This is a genomic window from Mesorhizobium sp. M0808 (assembly GCF_040320025.1).
In the GTDB taxonomy this organism is placed as follows: domain Bacteria; phylum Pseudomonadota; class Alphaproteobacteria; order Rhizobiales; family Rhizobiaceae; genus Mesorhizobium.
The window spans coordinates 38128-60426 of sequence record NZ_JAMYOX010000016.1; the positions used below are offsets into that span (position 1 = coordinate 38128).

The 22299-nt window shown below is 61.8% G+C and carries 21 protein-coding genes and 1 tRNA gene; 10 read left to right on the top strand and 12 right to left on the bottom strand.

Features of this window, described 5'->3' with window-relative positions:
* The first annotated feature begins 144 nt into the window (after positions 1 to 144).
* Entirely contained in the window at positions 145 to 2187 is a 2043-nt protein-coding gene (locus tag NKI25_RS19105; protein ID WP_352999069.1) for a transcriptional regulator, read from the top strand.
* A gap of 122 nt (positions 2188 to 2309) precedes the next feature.
* On the opposite strand, the gene NKI25_RS19110 is transcribed toward NKI25_RS19105, so the two are convergent.
* The 3 genes from NKI25_RS19110 to NKI25_RS19120 form a co-directional block, all read right to left on the bottom strand.
* Positions 2310 to 2528, bottom strand: coding sequence for a hypothetical protein (locus NKI25_RS19110; RefSeq protein WP_031212349.1), 219 nt, complete (start codon positions 2526 to 2528; stop codon positions 2310 to 2312).
* Positions 2529 to 2664: 136 nt separating this feature from the next.
* Positions 2665 to 3342: a L,D-transpeptidase gene (locus tag NKI25_RS19115; protein WP_352591856.1), complete on the bottom strand. Its 678-nt coding sequence runs from the start codon at positions 3340 to 3342 to the stop codon at positions 2665 to 2667.
* Positions 3343 to 3353: 11 nt separating this feature from the next.
* Positions 3354 to 4643 (bottom strand): ABC transporter substrate-binding protein, encoded by a 1290-nt coding sequence (locus tag NKI25_RS19120; protein ID WP_352591853.1) that lies wholly within the window; start codon positions 4641 to 4643, stop codon positions 3354 to 3356.
* Positions 4644 to 5227: 584 nt separating this feature from the next.
* Between NKI25_RS19120 and NKI25_RS19125 the strand changes: the two genes are divergently transcribed.
* From NKI25_RS19125 to NKI25_RS19155, 7 genes are all read left to right on the top strand, one after another.
* Positions 5228 to 5617 (top strand): hypothetical protein, encoded by a 390-nt coding sequence (locus NKI25_RS19125; protein ID WP_352575394.1) that lies wholly within the window; start codon positions 5228 to 5230, stop codon positions 5615 to 5617.
* Positions 5618 to 5645: 28 nt separating this feature from the next.
* Positions 5646 to 6080 carry a hypothetical protein gene (locus NKI25_RS19130; RefSeq protein WP_352591850.1) on the top strand — a complete coding sequence of 145 codons (435 nt, stop codon included), beginning with the start codon at positions 5646 to 5648 and terminating at the stop codon, positions 6078 to 6080.
* 181 nt (positions 6081 to 6261) lie between these two features.
* Positions 6262 to 7197, top strand: coding sequence for a PDZ domain-containing protein (locus tag NKI25_RS19135; protein ID WP_352591847.1), 936 nt, complete (start codon positions 6262 to 6264; stop codon positions 7195 to 7197).
* A gap of 38 nt (positions 7198 to 7235) precedes the next feature.
* Positions 7236 to 9539 carry a lysozyme inhibitor LprI family protein gene (locus NKI25_RS19140; RefSeq protein WP_352999072.1) on the top strand — a complete coding sequence of 768 codons (2304 nt, stop codon included), beginning with the start codon at positions 7236 to 7238 and terminating at the stop codon, positions 9537 to 9539.
* Positions 9540 to 9639: 100 nt separating this feature from the next.
* Positions 9640 to 10047: a lysozyme inhibitor LprI family protein gene (locus NKI25_RS19145; protein WP_023678958.1), complete on the top strand. Its 408-nt coding sequence runs from the start codon at positions 9640 to 9642 to the stop codon at positions 10045 to 10047.
* Between the two features lie 117 nt (positions 10048 to 10164).
* Positions 10165 to 10665, top strand: a complete 501-nt coding sequence (locus tag NKI25_RS19150) for a hypothetical protein (protein ID WP_156937407.1) — start codon at positions 10165 to 10167, stop codon at positions 10663 to 10665.
* Between the two features lie 86 nt (positions 10666 to 10751).
* A complete protein-coding gene (locus tag NKI25_RS19155; RefSeq protein WP_352591841.1) occupies positions 10752 to 11123 on the top strand; it encodes a DUF4087 domain-containing protein in 372 nt (123 codons plus the stop codon).
* Positions 11124 to 11253: 130 nt separating this feature from the next.
* Here the strand turns inward: NKI25_RS19155 and NKI25_RS19160 are convergent.
* The 9 genes from NKI25_RS19160 to NKI25_RS19200 all read right to left on the bottom strand — a co-directional run bounded on the left by NKI25_RS19160 (position 11254) and on the right by NKI25_RS19200 (position 19936).
* A tRNA-Leu gene (locus NKI25_RS19160) sits at positions 11254 to 11338 on the bottom strand.
* A 73-nt stretch (positions 11339 to 11411) separates the two neighbouring features.
* Complete coding sequence (locus NKI25_RS19165; RefSeq protein WP_023678961.1) at positions 11412 to 12032, bottom strand: 2,3-bisphosphoglycerate-dependent phosphoglycerate mutase; 621 nt, start codon at positions 12030 to 12032, stop codon at positions 11412 to 11414.
* Between the two features lie 58 nt (positions 12033 to 12090).
* Positions 12091 to 12924, bottom strand: a complete 834-nt coding sequence (gene dapB, locus NKI25_RS19170) for a 4-hydroxy-tetrahydrodipicolinate reductase (RefSeq protein ID WP_023678962.1) — start codon at positions 12922 to 12924, stop codon at positions 12091 to 12093.
* Positions 12921 to 14780 (bottom strand): ABC transporter ATP-binding protein, encoded by a 1860-nt coding sequence (locus NKI25_RS19175; protein WP_352591757.1) that lies wholly within the window; start codon positions 14778 to 14780, stop codon positions 12921 to 12923. The genes dapB and NKI25_RS19175 overlap by 4 nt, the downstream gene beginning before the upstream one ends.
* Before the next feature lie 119 nt (positions 14781 to 14899).
* Positions 14900 to 15925: a glucokinase gene (locus NKI25_RS19180; protein ID WP_352451886.1), complete on the bottom strand. Its 1026-nt coding sequence runs from the start codon at positions 15923 to 15925 to the stop codon at positions 14900 to 14902.
* A gap of 121 nt (positions 15926 to 16046) precedes the next feature.
* Entirely contained in the window at positions 16047 to 17141 is a 1095-nt protein-coding gene (gene mepA, locus NKI25_RS19185) for a penicillin-insensitive murein endopeptidase (RefSeq protein ID WP_502897405.1), read from the bottom strand.
* 56 nt (positions 17142 to 17197) lie between these two features.
* Complete coding sequence (locus NKI25_RS19190) at positions 17198 to 18106, bottom strand: SDR family oxidoreductase (protein ID WP_352591751.1); 909 nt, start codon at positions 18104 to 18106, stop codon at positions 17198 to 17200.
* Positions 18103 to 19263, bottom strand: a complete 1161-nt coding sequence (queG, locus tag NKI25_RS19195) for a tRNA epoxyqueuosine(34) reductase QueG (RefSeq protein ID WP_352591748.1) — start codon at positions 19261 to 19263, stop codon at positions 18103 to 18105. Before queG ends, NKI25_RS19190 begins: the two co-directional genes overlap by 4 nt.
* Positions 19244 to 19936: a glutathione S-transferase family protein gene (locus NKI25_RS19200; protein ID WP_023678968.1), complete on the bottom strand. Its 693-nt coding sequence runs from the start codon at positions 19934 to 19936 to the stop codon at positions 19244 to 19246. The genes queG and NKI25_RS19200 overlap by 20 nt, the downstream gene beginning before the upstream one ends.
* Positions 19937 to 20098: 162 nt before the next feature.
* Here NKI25_RS19200 and NKI25_RS19205 point away from each other — a divergent pair, with 162 nt between their 5' ends.
* Entirely contained in the window at positions 20099 to 20905 is an 807-nt protein-coding gene (locus NKI25_RS19205; RefSeq protein ID WP_023678969.1) for an undecaprenyl-diphosphate phosphatase, read from the top strand.
* A gap of 94 nt (positions 20906 to 20999) precedes the next feature.
* Positions 21000 to 22250: a flavin-containing monooxygenase gene (locus NKI25_RS19210; RefSeq protein ID WP_352999074.1), complete on the top strand. Its 1251-nt coding sequence runs from the start codon at positions 21000 to 21002 to the stop codon at positions 22248 to 22250.
* The last annotated feature ends 49 nt before the right edge of the window (positions 22251 to 22299 follow it).

The window sequence follows — 22299 nt, forward strand, 5'->3', positions numbered from 1 at the left end:
GGCTTGGGCGGCGAGGTTTCGAGACCTTGCCGCGCTACATTTGCCTCCGGCAATGCCAGCATCCGGAGCGGGAATTCGTTGCCGGATGCACCGTGTCGCGTTTGGTGATAAAACAAAGGCCGACTGGCCAGCGTGGGAGCAGGCGTGGAAACGCACGTGGAATCCGCCCGATCGAGCCTCCACGGCGAGGTGGCCGGCTTTTCCGTGCGTCTGCTCGGACCCCTGACGATCGCACGCAACGGCATCATCATCCAGCTCCCAAAATCGCGCAAGCTGTGTGCGCTGCTCGCCTATCTGGCGCTGGCGCCGCATCCGGTCGGCCGCAGCCGCCTCTGCGAGCTTTTGTGGGATGTGCCGAACGACCCGCGCGGCGAGCTTCGCTGGTGCCTGAGCAAGCTTAGAGGCATCCTCGATGAACCGCATCATCGCAGGGTCGAGACACCAGGCGACACGATCGCGCTTGATCTGAGAGGTGCTTCCGTCGACGCTGTCGACATAGCCTCGGCCGCCGCCAAGGGCGTTGAGACGCTCGGTCTAGAGCGGCTGCAGGCTCTTTCCGGAATGTTCGCCGGCGACTTTCTCGATGGGCTGGAGATCGACCGCAGCCCGCATTTCAACAGCTGGCTGATCGCCCAGCGCCGCCGCTTCGGCTCTTGGCACGCCGCAATCCTGGAACATCTCGTCAACAAGCTTCCGGTGGATGCCGACAGATTGTCTTCGCATCTGGACAAATGGCTGGAACTCGCTCCGTTCGACGGGCGCGCGCATGTGGCTCTTCTGAAAGGGCTGGCGCAGCGCGGCCAGTTTGACGCGTGCGAGGAACATCTCGCTTCCGCAGCGCAGCTGTTTGCTTCGGAGGATCTGGATTTCGGACCCGTTCGTGAGGCATGGCGCACGATCCGCAACGAACGACCTGCCGCTACGCTCTGGGCGCGACCGTCACTCGTACCCGCGGCCCCTCACGCGTCAATTGTGCTTCCCAATTCCGACACTGCTGCATCGCAGAAGGCTTCGCTTGCGGTGATGCCGTTTGCCGAAGAGACGGCTGACGGCGGCCCACGCGGAGGCATCGCCGATGGCCTGACCCACGATATCATCACCCGCCTGGCCAAGCTCAGGGATTTCTTCGTCATCGCGCGCGGTTCGGTGTTTGCGCTCGCCGAAAAAAACATTGGGCCGGAGGATGCCGGCCGTCGGCTCAATGTCGATTATGTCGCCACCGGCACGGTACGCAGCCAGGCCGGCCGCGTCACCGTCGCGGTCGAGCTGGTCGAAGTGCGCACGGCCAGGATCGTCTGGGCCGAGACGTTCGAGCGCAAGCCGAACGACATCTTTGCCGTGCTCGACGACATCGGCAACAGCATCGTCTCGTCGATCTCGGCCGAGATCGAGACGGTCGAGCGCAACCGCGCCATGTTGAAGGCGCCCAATTCGCTGAACGCCTGGGAAGCCTACCACCGCGGTCTCTGGCACATGTATCGCTTCACCCGCGCTGAAAACGAGCAGGCCCGGCATTTCTTCGACATAGCCTTGAAGCTCGATCCGACGTTCGCCCGCGCCTATGCCGGCCTCTCCTTCACCCATTGGCAAAATGCCTTCCAGCGCTGGGGCGACCGCGACCACGAAAGCGCCCTGGCCTTCGAGGCAGCCGGCCAGAGCCTGCTCGTCGACGATCACAATCCGGCCGCTCACTGGGCTATGGGGCGGGCGCTGTGGCTGCGCGGCGAGCAGGACGGCTCCCTCATCGAGCTGGAACGCGCCGTAGACCTCAGCCCGAATTTCGCGCTCGGCCACTATGCGCTATCTTTCGTCCATTCGCAGTCCGGCGACCCGCAGGCTGCGATCGGCTCATCCGACCATTCCAGGCATCTGAGCCCCTTCGATCCGCTGCTGTTCGGTATGCTGGGCGCCAGGGCGATGTCGCATGTCCGGCTCGGCCAGTTCGACGAAGCCGCCGAATGGGCGCTGAAAGCAGCCGCGCGTCCGAACGCCCACGCCATCATCCTCGCGATTGCCGCGCATTGCCTTGCGCTGGCGGGGCGGCTGGACGAGGCACGAAGTTTCGCCGCTGCGCTGCGCAAGATGCTGCCGAACTACTGCGCCGACGATTTCATCGGCACGTTCCGCTTCGAGCCGGACGCCGAGGCGCTGTTCCGGCAAGGCGCCAAGCGGATCGGGCTGGGGTGAGGCAGGCGCGCGGTTTGCCAGGCTCTCCAAACCGCTCATCGCGGCTGGCCGCCCCAAACATCGTCATGTCTGCAGCCAGGGCGCATCGTCAGGTTGGTTGCGAATTCGTCAACCAGAGCGGATCAGACGGGCTCAACCGATTTGACGTTGCCGTCGGTATCCACGAGGCAGCTTGTCTTCTTGCCACTGGCATCGAGTTCGACCTGATAGGTCTTGGAATCGAGCTTGCTCGATGAAACCGGAAGTATCTTCGTGCTGTCGACACCGCTCGCCTTGGCGACCGCATTGGCGCAAAGCAGTTGAAGGTCCGCCGGGGCCGTCTCGACCTTGGTCCTGGACATCTGGTCCTGAGGCGGCGGCGGTGGCGTGCTGACACAAGCGCTAACGGCTCCAGCCAGGAATCCGATTGCTGTCCCCCGGATCGAAGTTCTCACTGCATTTTTTCCCGACATTGCTTGTCCCTCTCCGAATGCCGCTTCATACACCTTTGTAGAGGGCGGCCCCCTGCATGAGAACGATGACCTTGGCCCCAACCTTGACGCGGGATGCGAGATCGACGATGTCGTCGTTCCTCATACGGATGCACCCCGATGACACGTCGAGCCCGATCGTCCAAGGCTCCGGGGTACCGTGGATCCGGTAGATCGTGTCCTGGTCGCGCTCATAGAGATAGAGCGCCCTTGCGCCGAGCGGGTTGTCGGGCCCTCCCTCCATGCCTCCGGCGTATTTTACCGCCTTCGGATCGCGAGCGACCATTTCGGCCGGAGGTGTCCAGGTCGGCCACTCCGCCATGCGGCCGACGCGCACGATGCCGGCCCATCCAAACCCTTCCCGGCCCACGCCGATGCCGTAGCGCATGGCCCGCTGACCCGGCTGCACAAGATAGAGAAAGTGCTGATTGCCATCGATAATGATCGTGCCTGGCACTTCCGCGGTGCGGAATTTGACCATCTGCGGACGAAATGCCTCGGGCACCTCATTATGCGCGGCGTAGTATTTGCGCGCCTTGGTGCGATCGTAGTCCACCCATTTGTGGCTTTTCGGGTCGAAAACCTGTGTTCCCGCAGCCAGCGCCGCCACCGCGACAAGACCGAACGCCGCGGCGACGACTGCCGTGAGGGAGCGCCGCCGGACGGTGCCGGGTTCCGCGAACATAGGATTTCCGCTCATGGATTTGCCCACCCGTGCACCCGTGCGCCTTGTGCGGCAACCCATTGTTTGGCGTATTCGTAAGGATCCTGACGCTCTACCTGGAGCGCATAACTCATCTTGGTGATTTCCTCGGGCCTCAGGTCGACCCGTTCCAGGAACGCCACCACCTTCGGATATTTATTGCGCAGCGAGGTGGCGTAGGCGATATGGAAATGTGCGGTATCCCATGATACCGGCGCGCTGGACTTCGAGACCCAGAGCGGATCTTCTGACGGCAGCACGATCTTCCACTTTGCCGGATCAAAGGGCGGCTCGGTAAGCCGGACAATGTCGTGCAGCTCAAAGACGTAGTGCGGCGCGTAGCAGGCAAACACCATTGGATGATCCGTGGCGACCGCGGCATCGACAGCCGCCATTCCGGCATCCTCGGGCGTCTCCAGCAAGGTCATCGTCTTGGCATAACCATAGCTGTTGGCGCGGACGCGCTCGATAGCGGTCGAGGACCAACCCTCAGCGCCGATCCAGAGTTCGCCACGTCCGTCGCCATCAGTATCCAACGCGGCGGTTTTCTTCGTATCGCTGAGGTCGGAAACGTCGTGAATTCCAAATTTGTCGGCTGCCTCACGCGTCGCGCAAATGCCTTGCCAGGCCGGCACTCCAATGGGGCTGATGGCCACCGTGCCGGCCCCGTCCACATACTTCTTCACCAGATTGTCCAGATTGGGCAGCCAGATTTCGGGATGAATATCCACCTCACCCGAATTGAGACCGGCAAAGGCAATAAGCGTCCCCATCTCGCGCACGTCGGCATCGAGCCCGAAATTTTCCTTCAGGCTGACCTTGAGGATATTTGCCGTCGCCTGGCCCGACGGCCAGTTCGGCATTGCAATGACGAGATCAGCCGCGTGGACCGGGATGTTTAGCGCCAGCATCGTCAATGCCGCCAGCGACACTTTCCGCAGGCACTGCCGAAATCGGTTGTGCATCTCTTCCCCCTCGCTTCGGTGCTGAAATGAACCGCGACGGGAACAATCTGTCGCGGCAAGCACCTGGTTGTGACACCAGCCCCATCTTCTGACGGGCAACTGCTGAAGGTGCAGCAGTGCATTCGCCAAAGAGAGCGCCTTCACGTGCCGCCCCTGCACGCTACCCGATGACAATCCGACTGGGAAGATGCCCACAACGCGGCCGCGGCGCCCCCACTGCGCCCCTATTTGGCACGCCGCAGCGTTGAAAAGTCGGGCAAAGGGGCGCGTTTCTTTCGGCCCTCGCAACGGTTGGCTGGGTTCGAAAAAATACCACAATAGATCGCGATTAGGGAGATTGTATAAGATGTGGTATCGTCGCGCCTTTTTTGTAGAGCTGGCGCAAAATTCACAACAACATAGAATATTACTTGTACTAGCTCGGCTTAATGAGAACAAAACTAAGGAAGCATTCCTGAATCTTGCTACTGATCACATTTCAGTATCTGCTAAGATAGCCCGTGCTGATTCCGAATTATTAAGCATTTGCAAAATTCAATCCTGCGATATTGGGATTTGTCCTTGTCATAGGCTGCCTCGGATGCATTTCTTGGAAGCACAGCCGCGTCAGCGGATCGTTGAAACATGCTTGGGCGGACGGGGCACTAAGCATGGAGAGGAATATTGACACTCGCTAATGCGGCGGCCCCCGCTGGGAGCGTTCCCTCCCACGTAAGAGATTACGGCAACCGTCGGCTAAGTCGTCGAATGCATCGCCCACAGCCTGGCTCTCGTTTGATGGCCGGCGAAGCTTTGCCCTCCTCCGATTGGCGCCAGCCTTCGCGGCAAAAGCGGGGATCGCCGCCTGCAATGGCCTTCCGATATGGACGATGTCCGCCGCCAGCCAGTCGGAGGAATGAATCATGAAACTCGTAATCTGTGCGGCCTTGGCCACTGCTTTGATGGCGATCGTCGGTTGTACCACCGACGACTACGATGGTTGTCGCGGAAAGGGCTGCCTGGTTGATCGGTCCCATAAAGGGAGCCGGAAGATAGACGACCGGCCGCAGTTCGACAGGAACGGCAATCCCAACTTCGATACCAGGGGCCGTTACATCGGCTGCCATGGGCTCGGATGTAAAGTCGACGATCCTGATGACGGGGATCAAAGTATCGACGACAGACCGCAGTACGACAGAGAAGGCAATCCCAACTTCGATACGCAAGGCAACTACCAAGGCTGCCGCGGCATCGGCTGCGAGGTCGATACACCGGACGATGACAGTTCATCGAACGATGACGATTCCGATTAAGGGGGGGCGAACAAGGAGGAAGCCAATCATGTCTGAATTCAGCGGCCTGGTCCGGCGACATGCCAAAATCGTTATGGTCGGCCTCACGGGGCTGGGAATGACGCTGACGTCCGCTTTCGCTGCGAATAACGCCTGTGACGGTATAAAGGTCGAAGTGACGAAGGCGCGCAAGCAGGAATATGCCCCTCTCGTCGTCTCGGCGATGACCAATAAGTTCAAGCCCGCTCAGGCAAAGTTCTTCACGATCATGGAGAGCGGCAGCTGGAGCGCCGCCTACGTCTCCACGCCGGTGAGCGACGACGGCGTGATGTTCTTCCAGACAGTCGACGGAAAGAAGCAGTTTCGCGACGTATGGGGCGGCTATGCCGAGCCGTCGGAGAAACCTGAACTGGTATCCTGGGCGAAGAAGCTCGGAGCGCCGCAAGACCTGGCAAAGTGTTTTGCCGAGACAGTTACGGAATGACGGTGATGATCGCTGGAGATTGCCGCGCACGCCGTTGGTGCAGGAGGAGAACAACTAGCGGGGGAGCGCTCCGGGCGCCGGGCATCTGGGACATAGGTTCATCAGCTGCAGGATGTGGAAAATGCGAAGTCTTCGAAAATCCAGACTGATCGTACAGTTCGCCCGTGCATTGGCAACGTCAGTGAAAATGACGGCCGTCGTAAGCGTAGCCGTCCCGCAAACGATCAATATTGCGCATGCCAGCAAGTATGATCTGCCGAAACCCTACGTCTCCCGGGCTCTTGATGCGGTTCTGATACCGATCAATCACGCCTCTCGGCACCGCTACCAGATCCCGCCAAAACTTCGCGGCGTGTATGTCCTGGCTGTTGCACCCCATGGCATTGCCGCGCGGCAAGGTATCCGACCGGGTGACGTGCTTGCCACAGTGCGGCATCAACCGATTTCGGCGCCGGGCGACGTCGACAGACTCGTTTGGGCCGCCCTTGCCGTGAGTGCCACCAGTTTCCTGTTTGGCGTGAACCGCGGGACAGAAGTCACAGACGTCGTCGAGGTCAACACCAACATCACCGTCAACAACTTCAACACCAACATCTCGGTGAACAATATCTCGCAATGGACGAGCGTCGACAATCGAGAGGAGTGGACGCAGATCGTCGATGAGTATGACGACGAGATGGAGACGGGCCTCAATGACACGAGCTATCGCGAGGACGACTCGCAGCCTGGCGACGCCAATCCGGACGCAAATGTGTCTTCTCCCGATGCTGACGACGACGATACCAGCACCGACACCGACGACAATAGCCCGGCCGACAGTGCCGACGACAACAGTTCCGATCAGGACGATTCGAGCGATCAGAACGACGATGAAAACTCAACGGACGGTGATGATGACAAGAACAGCACCGACACCGACGACGATAGCACGGATGACGATGCGTCGGATGACAGCACTGACAACAATGATTCCGATGATCAGGACGATTCCAGCGATCAGAATGACGATGACGACCCGTCGGCAGATGGTGAAGACGAAAACAGCACCGACAGTAATGACGATGCGTCGGATGACAGTAACGACGCTGACGGATCGGACGATGACGATGCCAACTAGCGGCGACCATGCCGGCAGTTCTAGACCGAGGACAATCGATGAAAACCGCGATGCTGACCGCTGCCATCGTTCTGGCCATGCCGGCTTTCGCATTTGCCCAGGACAAATGCTACGACGCCGCCAAGGACCAGGCTGACCCGAACGAGTGCGCCGATGCCGCGTCCAAGAAATCCGACAAGAAGCTCAACGAGCTTTACCAGCAGATCGAAACCCGCCTGAACGACGACGCGGATACCAGGACGCTTCTCGTTCAAGCACAGCGGGATTGGGTCAAATTTCGCGACGCCGAGTGCAGTTTCCAGACCGCGGGAGCGGCTGGAGGAAGCGTGATGCCAATGCTCATCGCGGAGTGCATGGACAGCCTGACGCAATCCCGTGTCAAAGATTTCGAGGGTTACCTGAAATGCAGGGAAGGCGATGCGAGTTGCCCCGTTCCGGCAGCGAACACATCACATGCCGTACCTGCCGTGGCCGATGAGAACGGCCAGGCCGGCCTTGCCCAGGCTGCCGACCCGATAACTATTCCGTTGCAACATGTTAGGGGCCACGGAAGCGCTGACGTCGTTTATCACAATCTCGGGATTGCGTTGGGCATCAATGGTGCCAAGCCTCGTCTGTTCGAATTCGACACGGGGTCGGATGAGTTCAACGCCGAGATCGATTCGAGTGTCCCTGGCGTAGAGCCGGTGCACGGCAGCAAGCCCGAAATGTACGCCTATGGAGACGGCACCTATGGAGATTGGGTACAGCAGGTCCGGTTCGACAGCCTGTCCTATTACGATCCGGATGATCCCTCGCAGCCTGTCGTAACCTTCGACGGTGGCTATGGCGCCGGTCGGGTGGTGGATTACGTCTTCACCAAGAGTTTCGGCTATCTCAAGGATATGAAATTGACGCAAAAGCCCGTTGGCCACCGCGGCGATACGCCGGTCTATGCGGATCTTAATGCGCGCAAGAGCATGCAGAATGGCGAACCCGGTGGTTCGACGACGTTTTACGGTGTCTTTGGAGCCGGCGATTTTCTCGATGAGGGGGACGAGGCCGCCGCTCCCGCCAGTCAGACACAAAGCGGCTATGTGGTCTCGGCCAATGCAAATCTTGGAAAGAAGACGACACCGGGCTGCGCTCCCTGCCTGACGCTGAATTTGTCCCCCAGTCTGAGATCCCAGTTTACGGCCCTGATGCCCTGGGGCGAACTGGATTATGAATTCCGCCAGAGACGATTCCCGCGATCAGGCGCGAACGCATCCAATCACTACGAAGGGTCTTACCATTATACAATTTCTTTTGACTATAAGGGAAAGAAGCAATCGGTTGATTTCAGTGGACCTGTTTTATTGGATACTGGATCGTCGACCTTTCTCGGTATCACCACAGAAGGCTTTTTTAATAAGCTTCGCTCGAAAGGATTTAAGCTTGATGAATATGATTATACGGTAGTCGATTTTAAGATTTTGGGATTTGAAGATAGTTTCAACAACAAGGAATACAGCGATGTCGTTATGGATCGACAAAGCGATGAGGAGGGGGGCAATGGAGTTGTTGTCGGGCTACCCTTCTTCCAGTCAAATTCCGTAATGTATGATCTGGAGAACAAGACGACCGCATATTCACCCTATTTTGTCAGCGCTGCTAACTTTACCACAGACGCGGCTGCCGAGGATCAAGTGCAGCTGAATCGCGCGACCAGCGATGCTGGAAGCAAAGGATGGCTCGGACTGGCCGGCATCATCTCCGGCGCCGGCGACTTCACGATCGAGAAGGATGCGGACGTGCGTATGACCGGGGCCAATACCTACACCGGCACAACCCATATCGCGGCCGATGGGTATCTTACTCTGGCCGGGCCGGGCAGCATCGAGCATTCCTCGCGCGTCATGGTCGACGGTGTGCTCAACATTGATCAGAAAGGAAACTACCTGAAGCCCTGGGGAGTGGCGCACTCCATGAACGATACGGCCATTCGCACCCTTAGCGGTAAAGGCGAGGTCTATCTGGGTGCGGGCAGACTGATCCTGACAGAAGCCGACGGGCAATTTGATGGAACCATCGCGAACTATGATGACGCCGGCGACAGCGGCGGCCTCGTGGTCGCCGGTCGCAAGCTGACGCTGAGCGGCAAGAACAAATATTCGGGCATGACGGAAGTGGCGGCGGGAGCGGAGTTGCACGTGACCGGCTCTTTGACCGGTGACGTTTCCGTCTCGGGACTGCTTGTCGTTGACGGAGAGGTCTCCGGCGAAGTCATGGTCAAGGAGGGCGGCACGCTGACCGGCTCAGGAAAGGTCGGCAACGTCACGGTCGCCGAAGGTGGCAAAGCTGATCCAATGAAAACCAGATAATCAGGCCATGGGCCGATCGTGGCAATAACGGACAGCTGACGAGAACATAGGGCGGGGCTGAGCAACTTAAGAGCTTGACTGCAACCGGAAAGGGAAATCGATGAAAATCGCGATACTGACTGCTGCCGTGGTTCTGGCTGCGCCGACATTCGCCCTTGCCAAGGACAAGTGCGCCGATGCCAAGGATCAGGCCACCATGAACCAGTGCTTCGGTGCCGAGTTCCAAAAATCCGACAAGAAGCTCAATGAGCTTTACAAGCAGATCGAAGCCCGCCTGAAGGACGATGCGGATACCAAGAAGCTTCTTGTTCAGGCACAGCGGGATTGGGGCAAGTTTCGCGACGCGGAGTGCAGTTTCCAGACCGCAGGCGCGGCCGGAGGAAGCATGATGCCAATGCTCATCGCGCAGTGCATGGACGGCCTGACGCAATCCCGTGTCAAAGGTTTCGAAGGCTATCTGAAATGCCAGGAAGGCGACATGAGCTGCCCTGTTCCGGCCGCGAACTGACACGTGCCACAGCTGATCTGATCACGATGATGTCGGCGGCGAGCGTGATGTCGCCGCCAGACATGAAAGGATGCGAGGGGCATCATCATTGCGTGAGGGACTTGAGGGAGGTGGATTATGAAACGCTATGGATCGTCGCTCGCATTGACAATTGCGGCATCTGTACTGTTGGCATGTGTCGTGCCGGCAACAGCCCAGACTGACATGAGCTTCGACATCAACGTCACGCTTTCCAAAAAGGCAGCCGCCAAGCTCGCGGCTGAAAAGGAGCGGATCGTTGTCTTCGCCTCCTATTACGGCGACCCGAAGAGGAGCGCCGAGAAGCGTGTAAACGAAATCGGCCAGATCGATCTCACGCCGCAGGACGAAGAGGTGGAGATACCGGGTACAGCGGGCCACGCTCACATCAGCGGCACAAAGGTCGACACGAAGCGTCTCGATTGGCTTGCCGGCCCTCCCGAGGTCAACGTCAACGTTGCGTCGGCGCGCAAGAGCAGTCCGGACAATCTGCTCAGCTGCGACTTCATCGACGGTCCACTAGGCGATGCCCAAAGGAAGACTGTGACGCTTCATTGCGGATTGATCGAAGAACATGTGGACACGAAGTTGAAGCCATAAGGCTTACAAATCATGCGCCTCGCCACCGGCGCCAACGTACATTACTCGCGGCATGACCTGCTTACTTCAGGGAGGCAAAGATTCTCATGCGCCCGCTGTTCGCTATCTGTTTCGGCCTGGTCATCATGTCCTTGCCTGCGACCGCCCATGCCGAGCGCCGTTGTGGTTGGTACTCCAGCCCGACACCCGGCAACCTCGTCCTGACCGACAGTGACGGGGATTGGTGGATCCAGATGCAGGGACGACCGGATCCCAAAGGCATCGACAATGTGCCGGCCTTTGACGAGCGGCAATTCGTCGAGACCAATGTGCCTGGTTCGGGTCACGGCTACGGATGTGCGTGCATGAACGTCGTAACCAACGCCAAGCAACAGAAGATCACCAGAGTGATCTCGGGCCAAATCCTTCCGCTGCTGCGCTGTCGCAACGACAGATCGCTGCCTAACCCGGACGGATAGTTATTAGATATCTTGTGGATGCCATGGCTGACGGTAGGGCAGCCTAGAGCATTGGATCAAGAAAAAGCCCGGCAAACCGGGCTTTTTCTTGGGTCTCTGAAACCGCATCAATCGGTTCGAAACGGGAATTTGGTGCCCAGAAGAGGACTCGAACCTCCACTCCTTGCGGAACACGGACCTGAACCGTGCGCGTCTACCAATTCCGCCATCTGGGCTGGTGCGCGCTCATTAAGCGGGCGAGGGATGAGTGTCAACGCGCTTTTTTGAAAGCCGCGTTCCTTCTCCGGCTCAATGCTCCAGCACTTCTTTCGACGCCACCGTGGAATCGGCGTTGAGCGTGTAGATGATCGGCACACCGGTGCCGAGCTCGAGCTTGACGATCTCCTCGCCCGATTTGCCGTCCAGCGCCATGATCAGCGCGCGCAGCGAATTGCCGTGCGCCGCCACCAGCACGGTGCCGCCGCGCAGCACATGCGGTTGCAGATCGTGCAGGTAATAGGGCCAGACGCGCGCGCCGGTGTCCTTCAGGCTTTCACCGCCGGGCGGCGGCACGTCATAGGAGCGGCGCCATATATGCACCTGCTCCTCGCCCCATTTCTTGCGCGCATCATCCTTGTTGAGGCCGGAGAGATCGCCATAGTCGCGCTCGTTCAGCGCCTGGTCGCGAACGGTCTCGAGATCGCTCTGGCCAACGGCGTCGAGAATATGCTGGCAGGTCTTCTGCGCCCGGATCAGCGACGACGTGAAGGCGATGTCGAACTTCATGCCGCGCGCCCTGAGCTTGGCGCCGGCCGCCTTGGCTTCGGCATGGCCCAGTTCGGTCAGGTCGACGTCGCGCCAGCCGGTAAATAGGTTCTTCAGGTTCCATTCGCTCTGGCCATGGCGCACGAGCACGAGAGTTCTCGACATATTTGCTCCTTCAAATTTTGTGAATCAGCCAAGTCTGTGGATCAGCCAAGTCTGTGGATCAGCTTGTCAGGCCGAGCACGTCCCGCATCGAATAGAGGCCCGGCTTGCGGCCGCGCGCCCACAGGGCTGCCTTGACCGCGCCACGGGCAAAGATCGCCCGGTCCTCGGCATGATGGGCAAGCGTGATGCGCTCGCCGGTACCGGCCAGCACCACACTGTGGTCGCCGACCACCGAGCCGCCACGCAAGCTGGCGAAACCGATCGAGCCTGCCTTGCGCACGCCGGTATGGCCGTCGCGCACGCGAACATCGTTGCCGGCAAGTGCTACGCCGCGCCCGGCAGCGGCGGCCTCGCCGAGCAGCAGCGCCGTGCCCGACGGCGCATCGACCTTGTGCCGGTGGTGCATTTCCAGGATCTCGATGTCGAAATCGTCGGCATCGAGCGCGCGCGCCGCCTGCTCAACCAGCACCGCCAGCAGATTGACGCCGAGGCTCATATTGCCTGACTTGACCACCGTCGCGTGCCGCGCCGCCGCCGCGATCCTGGCATTGTCTTCAGCCGAGCAGCCGGTGGTGCCGATGATATGGGCGATGCGCGCCTGCGCCGCGTAGCCGGCGAATTCGACGGTCGCCGCCGGCGTGGTGAAATCGAGCACGCCGTCGGCCTTGGCGAAGGCCGGCAGCGGATCGTCGCCGATCGCCACCTCGAGCCTGCCGACGCCGGCCAGCTCGCCGGCATCCTTGCCGATATGGGGCGAACCGGCCCGCTCGATGGCGCCGGCGACGCGGGCGCCCGGTATCGTGTGGATGGCGCGGATCAGCGCCTGGCCCATCCGGCCGGCCGCGCCCACCACCACCAGGCCCATTTCACTAACGGTCGGCGTGTCACTCATGAATGTCTCCCGGCCGCCTTTTTCGCGCGACCATTTTCCGCCGCACTCTGGATTGGCTCGCCGTCATCGACAAGCCCCAGCCCTTTCCTGCCTTGCACCCGGTGGAACCGGGCATAGACGCTGTGCGGGTCGGCCATCAGCGAGGCATGCGTGCCCTGTTCGACCAGCCGGCCCTGCTCCAGCACGATGATATGATCGGCATTGACCACCGTCGACAGCCGGTGCGCGATGACAATGGTGGTGCGCCCTTCCATGACATGGGTCAGCGCTTCCTGGACGCGGGCCTCGGCCTCGTTGTCGAGCGCCGAGGTGGCTTCATCGAGCAGCAGGATCGGCGCCTGCCGAACGATAGCGCGTGCAATCGATACACGCTGGCGCTGGCCGCCCGACAGCGTCACGCCGTTCTCGCCGACCGGCGTGTCGTAGCCTTGCGGCTGCTGGCGGATGAAATCGTGTGCCGCGGCCTGTTGGGCGGCGCGTTCAATCTCTGCGTCGGTGGCGCTCAGCCTGCCGTACCGGATGTTGTCGCGGATGGTGCCTTCGAACAGATAGGGCTGCTGCGATACATAGGCGATCGAGCCGCGCAGCGAATGCTTGGTGACCTTTGAAATGTCCTGGCGGTCGATTTCGATGCTGCCCGACTCGACGTCGTGGAAGCGCTGCAGCAGCGCAACCAGCGTCGTCTTGCCGGCGCCCGAGGCGCCGACGATGGCGGTCACCTTGCCGGCGGCGGCGACAAAGCTCAGGTCCTGCAGGACCGGCGCCTCTTCGACATAGCGGAAGGACACGTTGTTGAAGCGCACTTCGCCAGAGGTGAATTTCGCCTCGGCGGCTCCCGGCACGTCACCCTGCTGCGGCTCGAGGTCGAGAAGCTCGTAGATCATGCGCGCATTGACCAGCGACTTTTCCATGCCGACCTGCATACGCGCCAGCCGCCTGGCCGGGTCATAGGCAAGCAGCAGGGCGGTGATGAAGGCAAACACCGCGCCCGGCGGCTGGCCGCCGACGGTCGCCCGGTAGCCGGAATAGGCGATGACACCGGCGACGGCGAAGCCGGCCAGCATTTCGGAGATCGGCGTCAGCCGTTCCGAGACGCGGGCGATCTTGTTTGCCCGCTGCTCGGCGCCCGCGACGAGGCCGCCGATGCGGCGCGACAGCTCGTCTTCCAGGGTGAAGGCCTTGACGATAGCGATGCCTTGCGTTGCTTCCTGCATGGCGCCGATCAGCCGCGAGTTGATCTGCACCGATTCACGCGTGATGCGACGCACCCGGCGCATCAGATAGGTGACACTGTAGATCAAGGGCGGCCCGATCAGCAGCGACATCGCCGAGAGCATCGGGTCCTGCCAGATCATGACGCCAACCAGCGCGACAAGCGATACGGCATCGCGCGCCAGCGATGTCAGCGTCATCGACAGGAGATCGCGGATGCCGTTGACGTTCTCGTTGATCTGCGCGGCGAGCCGGCCCGAGCGGGTGTCGTTGAAGAAGCTGACGCCGAGCTTCATCAGGTGGTCGAAGATGCGGCGCTGGTAGCGCGCCACCAGATTGTTGCCGATTTTGGCCAGCGTCACTGCCTGGCCGTAGCTGGCCAGCCCGCGCAGCATGAAGGCGGCCAGGATCGACACGCTGATCAGCGCGATAAGATCGCCGCGCTGCTTATAGAAGATCTGGTCGACGACATCCTTCATGATCCAGGCGGTGAAGGCGGTCGTCGCCGCGATCGTCACCAGGCACAGCACGGCAAGAGCATAGTACCAGCGATAATCGCGGCTGTTCTCGGCGACGATGCGGCGGATCACCGCCACGATCTCGCTGGGCCGGGCTTTCCCTTTGGTTGGTGCTGGAAGTGTCAAGTTGGAGCGCTTTGTGGTTTTGGCTTCGGCCGGCTGCAATTCGGCAACCTCTTAACGCCCCGATGGCGGCTTGCCTATGGCCGAGGACGGCGAAACTTCGTCGCGGCGCAGCTTGTATCCTAGACCCGCCAGCGCCGCCCCGCCGTCTGCACGCCGAACAGCGACGGATTTCTGGCATAGGCGGCCAGCCCTAAAAGCGCCGCCAGCGGATGGGTGATGACATAGACCGGCATGCTGCGCATCAGGGCGCTGTGCGGCGCCTTGTCCTCGAAGGCGGCGCGGAAATTGCCGGTGCGCAGTGCCGGCAGGATTTTTTGCGCGATGCCGCCGGTGAGAAACACGCCGCCGCGGCTCATGAACACTAGAGCGAGATCGCCGGCGGTGCGCCCCAGGCAAGTGACGAAGATCGACAGCGCCTCTTCGGCCACCGGATCGTTCTTTGCCAGTGCCGCGGCGGTGACCTCGGCAGGCGTTGTAAAGGGCGACGGCTTGCCGTCCGCCTTGGCCACCGCCCGGTAGGCATTGACCAGGCCGCGTCCGGACAGGATCTGTTCGCCGGAGATGCGGCCCTCGAGCTTCTCGATATGCGGAAACACCTGGAAATCGCGCGGCGAGCGCGGGCCGATATCCATATGGCCGCCCTCGCCGGGTACCGGTATCCAGTGATGCAGCGCATAAACCAGCCCGGCGACACCGAGCCCAGTTCCCGGGCCGAGCACCACCCGCCCGGAATTCGGTTCCGGCTCGTCGCCGCCGATCTTTTCCATGTGCTCTTCGCCGAGCGCGACGACAGCCAGCGCCTGCGCCTCGAAGTCGTTGAGCACCACGACGTCGCTGAGACCGAGACTGGCGAACATCTGTCTCGGCTTGACGATCCATGGGCAATTGGTAAGCGGGATCTCGTCGCTTTCGACAGGACCGGCTACCGCCAGCACAGCTGAATTCGGCCGGACCGACGAGCGGTCGAGCACGGCCGACTGGATCGCCTCGTCTATCGTATTGAAGTTGGCGGTCTGGACGATCGTCGGCTCGCCGGCCTCGGAATTCGCGTCGAGCACAATCGAGAAGCGCGCATTGGTGCCGCCTATGTCGCCGATCAGGATCGGAAATCGCAACAGAGTGTCGTCGTCGCTTACGCCTGGCATGCTCTCGTCCGTTCCCGACGCGTATCGCCGTTCTCTCGTTGACTAGCGCATGACCGCAAAAAGGGAAATCGGTTTTCGAAGTGGAGATGCACGGATGCAGACAGCAAACACGCTGCCCGCATCAGTGCCCCGGTCGTGGCCGCGGCAGCGGAATGCCGATCTCGGGGGTCGCCACAAAGGCGTTCGCCGAGGCCGGAAGCGCTGCCGCGCCGGCTGCGACCGTCGGCGGCGGCGAAGGTTCTGCCGCGAGAGCGGGTTCTGCCGCGATCGGTACGCCGTCGCCATAGTAGGTGACTGCTTCGGCCGAGGCCGGAGCCGGCGCGTCGAGCACGAACTGGCATTGTCTGGGCAGGTTCGCCATCGTCATCACGTCGCGTGCCTTCGGCTTGTCCGGGTTCTTGTTGGGGCGCCACGGCCCCTCGGTGAACCACCAGGCCAGCGCCTGGTCGCAGCCATCGCCCGGCGCCGTCGCTTCCTGCGCCTTGCAGTCGGGTGATCCAGCCTGGCAGCCGATGCGAATGTGGAAGTGGTAGTCGTGGCCCCAGAACGGCCTGACCTTGCGCAACCAGCCGCGGTCGCCTTTGACCGTGTCGCAGAGCTTCTTCTTGATCCCTGGATTGACCAGGATGCGCTCGACTTCGGGATAGCTCGCGGCGCGCTTCAACAGCCGCGTATGCATCGGCGTCCACAGCCCGTCCTTCACCAGGTGAGTTTTTTCATCGACCATCAAGGTAGCGCTGATGTTTTCGCGCTCTTCGGTAGAAAGCTTGCGGTCGGGCATCGGCGTCAGCCAGATGTCGGAGTCGAGGCCGATCTGGTGAGAGGCATGGCCGGTCAGCATCGGCCCGCCGCGCGGCTGCGAAATGTCGCCGATCAATAGGCCCGGCCAGCCGTCGGCGGCAGCGTCGCGCGACAATTTCTCGATCAGCGCGATCATTGCGGGATGACCCCAGCGGCGGTTGCGCGACGGCCGCATCACCTCCCAGTGCCGGCCATCCATGGGCAGGGCGACGCCGCCGGAAAAACAGCCTTTGGAGTAGAAGCCGATCGATTGCGCTGCTGCGACCGCCGGCAGCCTTTTGGCGCCAAACAGGTCTTTTGCCCGTTCCTCGGCGCCCGCCGTCTGCGTTGCCAGCGCTGTCAAGCTGGCGACGGCCAGTGCTGCCGAAAGCAGCAGTGTTTTGCCGGGCAAGGCTCGCTTTAACGTCTTCCCCAAGCTGGACCCCTCCGCGATTTGAACCGCATCATACCACGCCCCGCGCAACGTATCGATCATGACCGTTTCATCGGGCTGCGCGCCTCGCCGTCGCGCCAGTCGCCGCTCGCCCACATGGCGTCGAGCGCCGAACGGTAGTCGGGGAAGCGAAACCCATAGCCGGCCGCCTTGATCGCCGCGTTGGCGACACGCTTGTTCTCGCCGTAGAAGGACCGCGCCATGGGCGAAAGTTGGGCGGTCTCGAACGGAATTTCGGGCGGCGGCTCGATGCCCATCAATTGGGCGGCATAGGCGACGACGTCCTGCGGCGGCGCCGGCAGGTCGTCGGTGACGTTGAAGATGCCGCCGCGATTGCCTTCGGCCAGATGCCAGAGCGCGCCGGCAATGTCGTCGCAATGGATGCGGTTGAACACCTGGCCCGGCTTGACCAGCCGCCGCGCAGTGCCGTTTTCCAGATTGACCAAGGCGTTGCGGCCTGGCCCATAAATGCCGGAAAGCCGCAGGATCGCCACCGGCCGGCCGGTGCCGTGGCCCAGTTTCAGCCAATCCTGCTCGGCGGCAACCCTCATCGCTGATCGCTTCGATACTGGCCGGCATTCGGCGGCCTCGTCCACCCAATTGCCGCCATGGTCGCCATAGACGCCGACGGTCGAGAGATAGGCGATCCATTCGAGCTCCGGCATGTTGGCCGTGATCACCTCGCGAGCCGCACCCAGCACCGGGTCGCCGGCCTCGTCCGGCGCGACCGAGACGACGAGATGGGTTGTCTTCCCAAGCGCATCGCCGATTTCGGAGGTCAGCGTGCCATCGAAACGCAGCGGCACGATACCGGCTTGCCGCAGCGCCGCGAATTTTTCCAGCGACCGTGTTGTACCGAAGATCGCTGTGTCGGCATCCTTGTTGGCGCGGGCAAAGGCCTTGCCCGAATAACCGGCGCCGAAGATGAAAATCTGCTGTTTGGTCATGTATGTGCCTCGATCGGCTTTGGCAGGGCCAGAAGCCATTCGCCTCTCACCGCCTCGTCATCTTCTGCTTGCAATGCGGCCGCTGCACGCTCGGCAAACTCCCGACTCGGCACCAGCCGCAACAGCGCCCATACCGCAGCTCCGCGAACCAGGGGCGAGGCGTCGTCGAGCAGCGCGCGGACGGCGCCGGCCAGCGACAAGTCCTGGGAATTGCCGGCGGCGATCAGCACGTTGCGGATAAAACGGGCGCGGCCGATGCGCTTGACCGGCGAGCCCGAAAAAAGCACGCGGAAGGCAGCGTCGTCGAGGCGCAGCAGCTCGGCGAGCGGCGGTTCGCGCAAGTCCGCGCGGGCGGCAAGCTTTGCCTCCGAAGCGGCTTGGGCGAACTTGTTCCACGGGCACGCGGCCAGGCAGTCGTCGCAGCCATAGATACGATTGCCGATCTTTTCCCGGAACTCATGCGGGATCGGTCCTTTGTTCTCGATGGTGAGGTATGAAATGCAGCGCCGCGCATCGAGCCGGTAAGGCGCCGGAAAGGCGTCCGTCGGGCAAACGTCGAGACAGGCCCGGCAGGAGCCGCAATGGTCGTCCTCAGGCGCGTCCGGCACCAGTTCGGCCGTCGTGAAGATGGTGCCGAGGAACAGCCAAGAGCCATGCGTTCGGCTGACCAGGTTGGTGTGCTTGCCTTGCCAGCCGAGGCCGGCCGCCTCGGCCAGCGGCTTTTCCATCACCGGCGCGGTGTCGACAAACACTTTCACGTCCCCGCCGGCGCGCGCCACGATCTTGCCGGCGATCTCCTTCAGCCGGCCTTTCATCACGTCATGATAGTCGCGGTTCTGCGCATAGGCCGAGATCGCGCCGCGGTCGCGCTTTGCCAGGATGTCGCGTGGGTCGTGGTCGGGGCCGTAATTCATCGCCAGCACGACGATCGAGCGGACCTCTGGCCAAAGCGTCGTCGGTTTGCCTCGCCGCTCGAGCGTTTCGGCAATCCAGCCCATCGAGCCGTGAAAACCGTCGGCAACGAATTCGGCCAGCCGTTCCGGCGCCTGCGGAATCGCATCGGGCGTGGTGACGGCAACGGCGTCGAAGCCGGCATTCCGCGCCTCGCGGTCGATCAGCGCGCGCAGCTTTGCCGTATCAGAAATCGAGGTCCGCATAATGTGACACCGGCGACAGGCCGCGCACCCGGTCGGACAGAAGCGGCCGGAACGAAGGCCGTGATTTCACCCTTGTATACCATTCGCGCGCGGCGCTGTGTTCGCGCCAGTCGATCTCGCCGAGATAGTCGAGCACCGACAGTGCTGCCGCCGCCGCGAGATCGGCATAGGTGACCTTGTTGCCGGCCAGCCAATGACGGGTGCCGGCCAGCCAGTTGGTGTATTTCATGTGCTGGCGGATATTGGCGCGGGCGGCGCGGATCGCCGCCGAATCGGGCGATCCGCCGCCTGCCGTTTCCGGCATGACCGGCTTCAGAACGCGTTCGCGCACCAGATGCCGGGTAACCTCGCTTTCCGCCTTGTTGAGGTACCAGTCGGTCAGCCGGCGGATTTCGGCGCGCTCCATCGGATCCTCGGCGAATAGCCGCTTGTCGCGCTTGAGTACGCCGCGCGTCTCGTCGAGATATTCGGCAATGACCACTGCGCCGACGATCGGCACGTCGCCTTCGGCGAGCAGGATCGGCAGCGTGCCGGCCGGGTTCAGCGCCAGGAACTCCTTGCGCCGCGTCCACGGCTTCTCTTCGATCAGCGCCAGTTCCTCGCCATACTCGCCAAAGGCGAGGCGGACGAAGCGGCAGCTGGCGAACATCGGATGGTGGAAAAGCGTCAGCATGGTCCCGCGATAATAAAGCGCACTGGCAAATCGCCGGCTGCGCCGGTAAGTCTTGGCCGCCCGATTCAGCGGGCTGTCAGGGTGCTGCGACCTATAGGGGGAGTTCCGCGCCATGACAAGCAAGCCCTTTTCTCAAGCCCTCACTCCAACGCCGAGGTTGCCATGGAAAGCCAGACCGTCGTCGAAGCGCTGCTGCTCGGCCTGCTCGAGGGCCTGACCGAGTTTATTCCGGTGTCTTCGACCGGTCATATCCTGCTCGCCGGCCATTTCCTCGGTTTTCATTCGACCGGAAAGGCCTTCGAGATCCTGATCCAGCTCGGCGCCATATTGGCGATTCTCAGCGTCTATTTCCGCCGTCTCTGGAAGATGCTGCTCGAGCTGCCCTACGATCGGCTGACGCGGCATTTCGTCCTTGGCATTCTCATCGCATTCCTGCCGGCGGCCATTATCGGCGCACTGGCGCATGACTTCATCAAGACGGTGCTGTTCGAATCGCCGCGGCTGATCTGCATCATGCTGATCATCGGCGGTGTCATCCTGCTGCTGGTCGATCGCATGAAGCCGAAGCCGTATTACCACGATGTCGAGCGGTTTCCGACCAGGCTTTATCTGCAGATCGGGCTGTTTCAGTGCTTGTCGCTAATCCCCGGCACGTCGCGCTCGGGCTCGACCATCGTCGGCGCGCTGCTGCTCGGCGTCGACAAACGGGCGGCGGCGGAATTCTCTTTCTTCCTTGCCATCCCGACGATGGTCGGCGCCTTCGCCTTCGACCTGTTCAAGAACCGCAATGTGCTAAGCAGCGCCGACTTGCCCATCATCGCGGTCGGCTTCGTTGCCGCCTTCGTCACCGCGCTAATCGTCGTGCGCTTCCTGCTCGACTACGTCTCGCGCCATGGCTACGCGCTGTTCGGCTGGTGGCGGCTGGTCGTCGGCATCGTCGGGCTGGCGGGGCTGGCAATCTGGGGGTGAGCCGGCGCGGATAGCGCAATCCCAGCCGGAACTCTATTCTTGCCCGAAGCCGAGCCATACGATCTTGTGGACGTATGGTTGGCAGGGGGAATGCATGAGCGAAGTTCTTGACGCCCTCGTTATTGGCGCCGGTCCGGCGGGACTCGGCGTCAGCTACTTCTTGAAACGGCAGGACCGCGACCACCGTGTGCTCGATCGAGGCCGGATCGGCGAGACGTGGCGAACGCAGCGCTGGAACTCGTTTCGACTGAATTCGCCGACCATTCGCTCCATCTTACCCGGTGATTCCTACGAGGGGCCCGAGCCGTGGGGCGCGATAACCCACCACGAATTTGTCGCGTATCTCGAAGGCTATGCCGAGCGGCACCGCCTGCCGGTAAGCACCCAAACTCCGGTGCAAGAGCTGACGAGAGACGACGGGATCTTTCGCATCACCACGACGGACGGGGCATTTCTGGCGCGCAACGTGGTGATCGCCACCGGCGACCAGAATCGGCAGGTCCGGCCAGCAGGGTCGGCGGATTTGCCAACCGCAATTCGCCAAGTCGATTCCTCGGCTTATCGCAACCCGGCCGAGTTCGAGAGTGGCGCGGTGCTGGTGGTCGGCAGCGGCCAGTCGGGCGGCCAGATCGCCGAGGACCTGGCGTTGGCAGGACGTGTGGTCTTTTTGGCGACCAGCCGCAACGGCCGTTGGGTGCGGCGCTACCGCAGGGGCAACATACTTAAATGGCTGACGCTGTCCGGTTTTCTCGACGTTCCGCGCAAGGAACTCGTCCTCCCCTCCGGCAAGCTGCAGGCCCGCGCGCTGGTCGGCGCGACCCATACGATCAGCCTGCAATCGCTGAGCGCGCAGGGCGTGGTGCTGCTCGGCCGCTTCAGGGGTGTGGAGAACGGCAACCTCGTCTTCGGCGACGAGCTCGACGACCATATGCGATTTGCCGACGAAGTCTCCGCGAATGCCAAGCGCCTGGTTGACGAGTACATCGAGCGCGCCAGCCTCGATGCGCCACTGGCCGAGGATGATCCGGCCGAGACGATTGAACCGCGCTTGCCCGATCCTCCGATCCGCTCCCTCGACTGGACGGCGAGCGGCATCAGATCAGTGATCTGGTGCACGGGCTTCACCGGCGATTTCGCATGGGTTCGGCTTCCCGGCGCGCTCGATGCAGCCGGCCAGCCCGTCCACGAGGATGGCGTCGGCGCTGTTCCAGGTCTCTTTTTCGCCGGCCTCGATTTCGGATCGACGCGGAAGTCGGGCACCATACCGGCCATTCCAGAGGAGGCGGCCGCCGTCGTGGAGCGACTTGTCCAAGCGGGAGCCGACTTGCCACGGAACGGCGTCTAAACGAGCCGTCGAACGTGGGTTCTTGAACGTGCAAGAACATGACAGCTCT

Excerpts from the sequence above, each read along its gene's own strand:
- NKI25_RS19110 (WP_031212349.1), bottom strand. The coding sequence starts at position 2,528 with ATGTCCAGGACCAAGGTCGAGACGGCCCCGGCGGACCTTCAACTGCTT.
- NKI25_RS19115 (WP_352591856.1), bottom strand. The coding sequence starts at position 3,342 with ATGTTCGCGGAACCCGGCACCGTCCGGCGGCGCTCCCTCACGGCAGTC.
- NKI25_RS19125 (WP_352575394.1), top strand. The coding sequence starts at position 5,228 with ATGAAACTCGTAATCTGTGCGGCCTTGGCCACTGCTTTGATGGCGATC.
- NKI25_RS19130 (WP_352591850.1), top strand. The coding sequence starts at position 5,646 with ATGTCTGAATTCAGCGGCCTGGTCCGGCGACATGCCAAAATCGTTATG.
- NKI25_RS19140 (WP_352999072.1), top strand. The coding sequence starts at position 7,236 with ATGAAAACCGCGATGCTGACCGCTGCCATCGTTCTGGCCATGCCGGCT.
- NKI25_RS19145 (WP_023678958.1), top strand. The coding sequence starts at position 9,640 with ATGAAAATCGCGATACTGACTGCTGCCGTGGTTCTGGCTGCGCCGACA.
- NKI25_RS19150 (WP_156937407.1), top strand. The coding sequence starts at position 10,165 with ATGAAACGCTATGGATCGTCGCTCGCATTGACAATTGCGGCATCTGTA.
- NKI25_RS19155 (WP_352591841.1), top strand. The coding sequence starts at position 10,752 with ATGCGCCCGCTGTTCGCTATCTGTTTCGGCCTGGTCATCATGTCCTTG.
- NKI25_RS19165 (WP_023678961.1), bottom strand. The coding sequence starts at position 12,032 with ATGTCGAGAACTCTCGTGCTCGTGCGCCATGGCCAGAGCGAATGGAAC.
- dapB (WP_023678962.1), bottom strand. The coding sequence starts at position 12,924 with ATGAGTGACACGCCGACCGTTAGTGAAATGGGCCTGGTGGTGGTGGGC.
- NKI25_RS19180 (WP_352451886.1), bottom strand. The coding sequence starts at position 15,925 with ATGCCAGGCGTAAGCGACGACGACACTCTGTTGCGATTTCCGATCCTG.
- NKI25_RS19190 (WP_352591751.1), bottom strand. The coding sequence starts at position 18,106 with ATGACCAAACAGCAGATTTTCATCTTCGGCGCCGGTTATTCGGGCAAG.
- queG (WP_352591748.1), bottom strand. The coding sequence starts at position 19,263 with ATGCGGACCTCGATTTCTGATACGGCAAAGCTGCGCGCGCTGATCGAC.
- NKI25_RS19200 (WP_023678968.1), bottom strand. The coding sequence starts at position 19,936 with ATGCTGACGCTTTTCCACCATCCGATGTTCGCCAGCTGCCGCTTCGTC.
- NKI25_RS19205 (WP_023678969.1), top strand. The coding sequence starts at position 20,099 with ATGGAAAGCCAGACCGTCGTCGAAGCGCTGCTGCTCGGCCTGCTCGAG.
- NKI25_RS19210 (WP_352999074.1), top strand. The coding sequence starts at position 21,000 with ATGAGCGAAGTTCTTGACGCCCTCGTTATTGGCGCCGGTCCGGCGGGA.